At 68.7% G+C, this 7218-nt stretch carries 7 protein-coding genes; all 7 read right to left on the bottom strand.

Annotated elements, in window-relative coordinates:
• Positions 1-438: 438 nt before the first annotated feature.
• On the bottom strand, positions 439-1236 hold the full coding sequence (locus EXE46_RS09405; RefSeq protein ID WP_137688142.1) for a ZIP family metal transporter: 798 nt from the start codon (positions 1234-1236) through the stop codon (positions 439-441).
• 91 nt (positions 1237-1327) lie between these two features.
• Entirely contained in the window at positions 1328-1492 is a 165-nt protein-coding gene (locus EXE46_RS16840; RefSeq protein WP_158413941.1) for a hypothetical protein, read from the bottom strand.
• A complete protein-coding gene (locus EXE46_RS09400) occupies positions 1489-2277 on the bottom strand; it encodes a hypothetical protein (RefSeq protein ID WP_137688141.1) in 789 nt (262 codons plus the stop codon). Before EXE46_RS09400 ends, EXE46_RS16840 begins: the two co-directional genes overlap by 4 nt.
• The gene (locus EXE46_RS09395) at positions 2277-3356 is read right to left on the bottom strand and encodes a signal peptidase I (RefSeq protein ID WP_137688140.1); all 1080 of its coding nucleotides are present in this window, start codon (positions 3354-3356) and stop codon (positions 2277-2279) included. Before EXE46_RS09395 ends, EXE46_RS09400 begins: the two co-directional genes overlap by 1 nt.
• Entirely contained in the window at positions 3356-4489 is a 1134-nt protein-coding gene (locus EXE46_RS09390; RefSeq protein ID WP_137688139.1) for a SipW-dependent-type signal peptide-containing protein, read from the bottom strand. Before EXE46_RS09390 ends, EXE46_RS09395 begins: the two co-directional genes overlap by 1 nt.
• A complete protein-coding gene (locus EXE46_RS09385) occupies positions 4486-5256 on the bottom strand; it encodes a hypothetical protein (RefSeq protein ID WP_137688138.1) in 771 nt (256 codons plus the stop codon). The genes EXE46_RS09390 and EXE46_RS09385 overlap by 4 nt, the downstream gene beginning before the upstream one ends.
• A 216-nt stretch (positions 5257-5472) precedes the next feature.
• Complete coding sequence (locus tag EXE46_RS09380; protein ID WP_137688137.1) at positions 5473-7161, bottom strand: VWA domain-containing protein; 1689 nt, start codon at positions 7159-7161, stop codon at positions 5473-5475.
• Positions 7162-7218: the final 57 nt, after the last annotated feature.

Here is a 7218-nt window from a genome sequence, read left to right as displayed (position 1 = left end):
CTTGATCGATCGCCTCATCGAGTTCCTCTTCACTCAGATGTTCGAGGTGATCTTTCGACGGTCCAGGCATAGTTCGTACTTACACTCTAATATTACAAATTTTTCGGCTATCACTAAAGGCGTCTCGTGATGACGAGAGAGCGAAGCTCTCTCGAACCACGCTCCTCGCTCGCGCTGCTCGCTGCGGTGCTTACGTCGCCTCCGGCCACCTCGCGACTGCCCCTTCGGAGTCCCGCCCACCGCACAGCGACCGCACCTCACGCCTCCCCAGCCTCGTCACCGGACTACGTCCGGTTTCAAGCGAGAGCTTCGCTCTCGCCCTGTCGCTGGCACCCTTCGCTTCGCTCCGGGAGCCAGCGACTCCCTCGCGCGTGCTGCTTCGCGGCCTCCGCTTCGCTCCGGTCGCTCGCAGGCACGCGCCACCGCACCGCCCGTCCATTATAAATAGGCGAGCGGGATCATCAGCGCGACGCCGAGCGCGATCCCGCCAACGAGGACGGGCTTGCCGCCGCGCGGGAGGTCTTCGCCCGTTTCGAGCGCCTCGGGGACGAACTCCGTGAGCACGAGGTAGATCATCGCGCCCGCCGCGAAGCCGAAGCCGTACGGGAGGAACGCCCGCGCGTACCGCACGAACGCGAAGGCGATCACGGCCCCGATCGGCTGCGGGAGGCTGGAGAACACCGACCACCACACCATCTTCCACTTCGAGACGCCCATCGACCGCAGCGGGATCGAGATCGCGGTCCCCTCGGGGACGTTGTGGATCGAGATGGCGACGGTCATGAACACGGCGAGGAGGGGGACCGTGAAGCCGAACAGCGTCGTCCCGCCCGCCAGCCCGAGGTCCGCGAAGGAGACGCCGACCGCGATCCCCTCCGGGAAGCTGTGGACCGTCAGCACGCCGAGGATCAAGATCAGCTTCTTGAAATCCGCCTCCGCGTACTCCCGCGGGTCGACCTCGGCGTCCAACAGCACGTCGTGGGCGACGACCACGAGCGCGACCCCCGCGAGCATCCCGACGCCGATCTCGACCGGCGTCCCCTCCGCGAGCCCCTCTTGCACGAGGCCGAACAGCGACGCCGAGAGCATGATCCCCGACGCGAACCCCCACAGCGCCACGTTCCCGCGGTCGCTGATCGTCTCGAAGAAGAAGAACGGGAGGGCGCCGATCCCGGTCGCCAGCGCCGTGATCAGTCCCGCGACGAACACGAACGCGTAGGCGTCGACGGCGGCCATCTGTCGTCTCGGGCTACGCCGGTCCGGGTGATAACTCCGGGGGACGCCCCCGCGATCCGGGAACGCCCCGCGTTCGAGGGCTGCGGCGGACTCACCCGAGCCCGCGGATCAGACCGGCGACGAACACCCACAGAAACAGCACGACGAAGAGCAGCAGCACGGTGATCTTGGTCCCGAGGGGCGAGCGAAACCGACACGGTCGCCTCCCGGAGCCGTCCTCGCGCTGACCCGACCGGATCGGCGCGGTCACGCTCACGGCTCGCTGTCCGGGCGGTCCGACGCGGACGCCCGATCGCCGTCGGTGGCGCCGTCGTCTTCGGTGGCGCCGTCGTCTTCGGTGGCGCCGTCGTCGTCGGTCGCGTCACTGTCGTCGGTCGCATCACCGTCACCGGTCACGTCGCCGTCACCGGTCGCGCCGTCGCCGCCGTCGTTCTCGCCGTTCGTTACATCGTCGTCGTCGGCCGCATCGTCAGCTCCAGCCGTCGGAGCCGCCGAGCCGGTCGAGCCCCCTCCGCTCGCGGACCCGTTCGTCGACGCTTCGCTCGCACCGTCACCGGCAGTCGGCGACGGTCCCGGCGACGACGCGTTCTCGACCACCGGGTCGGACGGGGTCTCGCCCGTCGCTCCGGGAGTCGCAGGCGGGTTCGACGCGTTGCCGGACGCGCCCGTCTCGTTTGCCGGCGGGCTCGCTCCGGGAGTCGCTCTACCGGCACCCGGGTTCGAGACGTTGCCGTCGTCGCCCGCCGGCGCCGAGACGTTGCCGTCGTTCGGAACCGAAACGTTCCCCTGCGGTCCGACGGCGCTCGGCACCGGCGTGCCTTCGTCTCCGCCGGCGCCCGCCGTTCCGTTGCTCAGGGCCGCGGCGAGACCGCCGGCGTCGGCCGACTCGTTTAATTCCCGCAGCTCCTCCGGCGTCTCGAACGTCGTCGTCACGTCCGCGCTCGCCGAGAGGACCGCGACCGTGGCTCCGCCGGCGAACGCGACGCTCCACACCAACACGGCCAGCGCGACGAGCGCGACCAGTCCGCGGTTCGCCGCCATCAGTCCACCTCTCCGACGTCGTCCGGCCCCGTCGGTGGCGTCGCGGACGCGCGGCGCTCCGGTTCGGCGCGGCGACCGGCCTCGTCCGGCTCCGCACGCTCGTCGTCGGGGGACGCGGCCGGCTCCTCGCTCCGGTCGACCTCGTCGGCGGCCGCGTCGCTCTCCGAGACACCGCCGTCGGCGGCCGCCGGGGGCGCCGACGCGTCGCCCGCAGACGCCGCGCTCGGCTCGCTCCGATCGAGCACGCCGCTCGCCGGCACCCACGCCGCGAGCGCGCCGAGCAGGAGCGTCGCGGTCGCGACCGCCACCGCGATCGCGGCGGCGGTGCGCAGTTCGAACGCGACGTACGCCGCGTACGGGGCGAACGCTGCGAGCACCGCCGCCGCCCCGCCGACGGCGTCGACCGAGATCCCTCCCGAACCGCTCGGGGCGGTCTCCTCGGTCGTCGACTCCGGGTCGGAAGCGACGGCGGTCGAGGTGGCCGCACCTAGGGCTCTCGCTTCACCTGAAGGTCCCGCTTCAGCCGAAGCTCCCGCCTCATCCGAAGCTCCCGCTCCCGTCTCGTCGCGGTCGCGGACGATCGACCAGATCTCCGTGACTGCGAGCAGACCGAAGGGGAGCAGCACCAGCGCGACGAACCCGAACTGCGTGCCCGCGAACTGGATCACGTACCCGATGTACGGGATCGTCAGCGTCACGACGCCGACGAGGCTCCCGGCGGGGACGAGCCCCGGATCGGGGCCCTCGTTGGCGTCGCCCATCGTCTCGAACGCGAGGGTCGAACCCTCGCCGACCACGCCGATCACGCGGTGTGTCACCGGGATGTCGCTCGTGCCGCGGACGAACGTGATCACGTCGCCCTCCGCGATCGCGGTCGGGTCGCGCTCGGCGACGATCACCACGTCGCCCGGCGCGATGGCGGGCGTCATGCTCGCCGTCAGCACGACGAAGCTCTCGTCGGCGCCCACGACCTCGGGGGCCGCGAAGGCCGCGAACGGCGCGACGAGCGCGATCAGCAGGACGATCCCGAGTACGTTCGCCGCGCGTTTCGTCCGTGGTGATGTGAGTATGGTTGTCATCATTTCGCCCCCGTGCCGCACAGCGGCTCGTCGTCGGTGGTCGCGGCCGCGACGATCTCGTACAGCCCGCCGTAGACGTCGCCGACCCGGAGCGACTCCGAGCAGCTCGTATGGATCTTGACGCCCGCGGGCTTCTTTCCGCCGCCGCTGCCGCCGTTTCCGTTGCCGCCGCCGTTCCCGTTGCCGCCGCCGTTCTCGTTACCCTCGCTCCCGTCGTCGCTCCCGCCGTCGTCGACGTAGATGTTCGGACCGATCCAGCCTGGGGTGTTCGTCCCGGCATTCGCCCCGTTGACCACGAAGGTCCCGTTCGGCGCCACTTCGCCGTTGAACACGATCGTGCCACCGTTTCCGACACCCTCAGCACCGCCGCTGGTGGCGACGACGACCACGGTCGCCGGGTCGTCGCCAAGGTACTGGAGCGTGAGCGAGCCGACCTTGACGTCGTTCTCGTCCTCGCAGGGGACGCACGTCTGCTCACAGCCGTCATCGGCGAAGGGGTTCGCCCCCGGCGCGCTCGCCCGCTCTTCCGACACGTGACGGCACTGCTCGGCGTACAACCGGAACGTCAGACCCGTTGCCTTCCCGCTGACGTCGGGTGAGTCCGCCGGGAGGTACGGGGCGACCTCGACGGCGATCGAACCCCCGTCCGGACCGGCCTCAAGGCAGCCGTCGTCGATCCGCACTCCGGTCGCGAGTAGGCGCTCGACCTCCGCGAGAGGCCGGTAGCCGTCCGTCAACGACTCGCGCGAGTCGCCGTCGTCGACGACGACCTCGACCTCGAGGGCCTCGCCGAGAGGGTCACCGTCGGAGCACTCCGTCGCGAGCCACACCCGGACGGGGTTCGCCGACGCGCCGACCTCGAACCCCTTGGGCTTGGGCCGGTCGTCGAACGCCGTTCGGTCGACCGCGAACGGACCGACGGTGACGGTCCCGTCCGTGAGGTCGCCGTCGACCGTCAGCCCGACCTCGCCGGCGCCGAAGACGTTATTCGGGAACGTCTCGCGGTCCGAGAGGTACGCGCCCGTGCCGAGCCCGCTCGCCATTCCGACGGCGCCGACGCCGCCGATGCCGGCCAACAGCCGGCGGCGGCTCAGTCCGCCCGGTCGCCGCCCGCCGTCGCTTCCGGGGGTCATGCGCTCCCTCCGGCGGCGTCGCCGCCCGTCGGGACGTTCCGCTCGAAGGGGTTCCCCTCGTCGTCGCAGTCGACCACGCCGAACTCCACGAGGAAGTCGACCGCGCCGCCCTGTCCGGCGTTGCCTCCCTCGCCGTCGAACTGCCACTCGAAGGTCAGGCAGCGCTGCTCGCCTGGCCCGAGACAGCCGTCGCCGAGGAGTCCCGGACGCAGTTCGACGCCGTCGGCGAGCGCGAACCCGGCGATGTCCGCGAGCGTCTCGTCGGCGATCAGTTCGCCGGCGCTCGCGAACTCCCCCTCGGCGCCGCCGCAGCTGCCGATTCCGAAGATCCCGGTGTCCTGCCGGACCGTGAGCGTGATGCGCTCCGCGAGCGCGACGCTCGCGTCGTCGAGGCCGTCAAGGTCGGGATCGATCCGCAGCCACACGCGGGCGGTGTCCTCGGGGTCTTCGAGTCGGAGGCCGACGCTCGCGGTCCCGTAATCGTGCGGCAGCGCGTTGTCGACGTCGACGAGCCGGATCCCGGCCGTCTCGACGTCGTCGACCGAACCCACCGGGCTCGAATCGACGACACTCCCGTTCTCCGTGCGCCGCCACCCGACGAGCAGATTCAGCGCTGTGTCCGTCTGGGCGTACGTGTAGTCCGTGTACTCGTCCCAGTTGTCCGTCCCCGTCCGCCGTCCGGAGGCGGCCCCGAGGGTCGCGAAGCCGACGGCTCCGGCGCCCGCGAGTGCCTCCCGCCGCGTGAGTCCCGATTCTTTCTGTGTCATTGTGTGTCGTCGCGGCTCCGAACGGCCGTGTCGTCGATACGCTCCCTCGTCTCACCGCTCTTTACCGTCACCGAGCTCGTATGTATGCGCGACCTACCCGGTCCGGTACAGACATCGTACCCGGCGGTACGGGCGCCGTACCCGCCCGCAATCGTCCGGTTTGACAGCCGCGCCGACTCGCCCCGTCTGCTCGACTGATCGGGGCGATCCGGTCGATCAGGCCGTCTGCTCGGGGCCGTCGCCGTCGTTGTGCCGGCACTGCTCGGTGTAGAATCCGAGGTCGAAGCCGATGGAATCGGATTGGACCTCGTTGTCAACCGACGGCGGAAGCCACCACGCGAACCCGATGTAGTTCGTCGTGAGCGGCTGGTAGCATTCCCGGGCGCTGCTGGTCTCCGGATCGTTGATCTCGTCGAAGGGGGTCGATTCGTCACCGTCGAGCGGAATCCCGTTGCCCGAGCTAAGACTCGTCAGCGTGTCCAGCAACGAGCCGCGAAAGATGACTTCCTCGCCGCCGACCGTGGTGATGAAGCCAACGAGGTCATTGAGGATCTGGGTAGAGAGCCCGTCGGTGATATTGATCCAGTCACCACACTGGACTTGCTCCGACATCGTCTTGAGTTCGTCCGCTCCCGTGGTATTTGGCGAAACCGCGAGCAAGCAAGCGTTCTCGTTGTCGATACGGTTGAGTGCGCTGGTACGTTCCGCGGCTGACCCGTCGTCGTCCTCATCGGTGATGACGACGAGAATCTTCTTCGCACCCTGTCGCCACGTCAAGTTGTCCAGCGCGAACTCGATCGCTTCCGAAGCGTTCTCGGTCCCGCCTTCGATACTGAAGTTGAAATCCAGCTGACTGGAATCCGTCGTGATGTCAGTCGTTACGATGGTCGGGGTCGAATCGCCGTCACCGTTGTCCTCGTATGCGATCAGTCCAAACGCCGCATCGAGGTTCGAGGTGTCGAGTTGGGTTGCGACGTCCCCGATGTTGTTCTCGAGGAACGTCGCCTCGTTTCCCATGCTCCCGGACCGGTCGTGTAGGAACGCGATGTCGACTTTTCCGGAACTGGTCTCCCCGCCGCTGCCGAGGACGTTGTCGCCGTCGTCATACCACAGGACGGTCTGAATCTCGCTCAGCAGTTCCACGTCAGAGCCGAGGATGTCCGAAACCGTGTCGCCGGCAGCGACATCGTACGACTCGTCCGCTGCCCCGGACTCGTCAGCGTCGCTCGCTTCGGGCTCCGTGTGTCCGCCTTCCGCAGCCGTGGTGGGCTGGCCTTGGAACCACACGTAGCCGGGATTGTCACAGAGGTGGAAGCTCAGCGTGAGTTCACCGAAGTCTCCCGGCTTGACGTCCTGGAGATTGACGAGTGGGAGCGCCGACCCGTCACTGTACGTGTCCGCGTTGTCCGTCCGCAGCGCACCGGCCGCCGTCGGGTCGAGGTCCGCCGAGAGGTCCGCCCCATCGGTACAGACATCGCCGACTGCGACGTCGTTCGTGGTAGCGTCGAACGGGTCCTGACTCCCGTCGCCATTCGTGTCAGGGTACGACTCGATCGCGGTGTTGTCCATGTACGCGTCGAGGTCCGCCGTCGCGACCCAGACGAGCGGGTTCGCCGGGTCCGGAAGTGGCGTGTACGGTGTCGTGTCGTCCTCTTCCGGCATCGACCGCCTTACCGTCAGCCCGTCTGTTGGGTTCGAGAAACCGTAGTACTGCGGGAAGGAGTAGTGTTCCTCCCAGTCGACCTTGAGGTCGAGAGCGCCCGCAGTGAGCGTGTTGTTCTCGAACGTCTCCGCGTCGTTGAAGTACGCGGTCGTACCCAAGCCGGCACCCGCGGAGGCGAGGCCGACGGCGCCGAGGCCACCGAGGATCTTGCGCCGCGAGAGTCCGATTGTGTCGTCTTTCATGATGTCGTGTCACCTTCCCGGGAAGGAGGACCCACCGACGGAATCGAACCGTCGTGC

This window comes from Halorubrum sp. GN11_10-6_MGM, assembly GCF_005435165.1.
Classification (GTDB): domain Archaea; phylum Halobacteriota; class Halobacteria; order Halobacteriales; family Haloferacaceae; genus Halorubrum.
The sequence above is the reverse complement of the archived record's forward strand: the minus strand, read 5'-3'. Positions and strand labels throughout refer to the sequence as shown.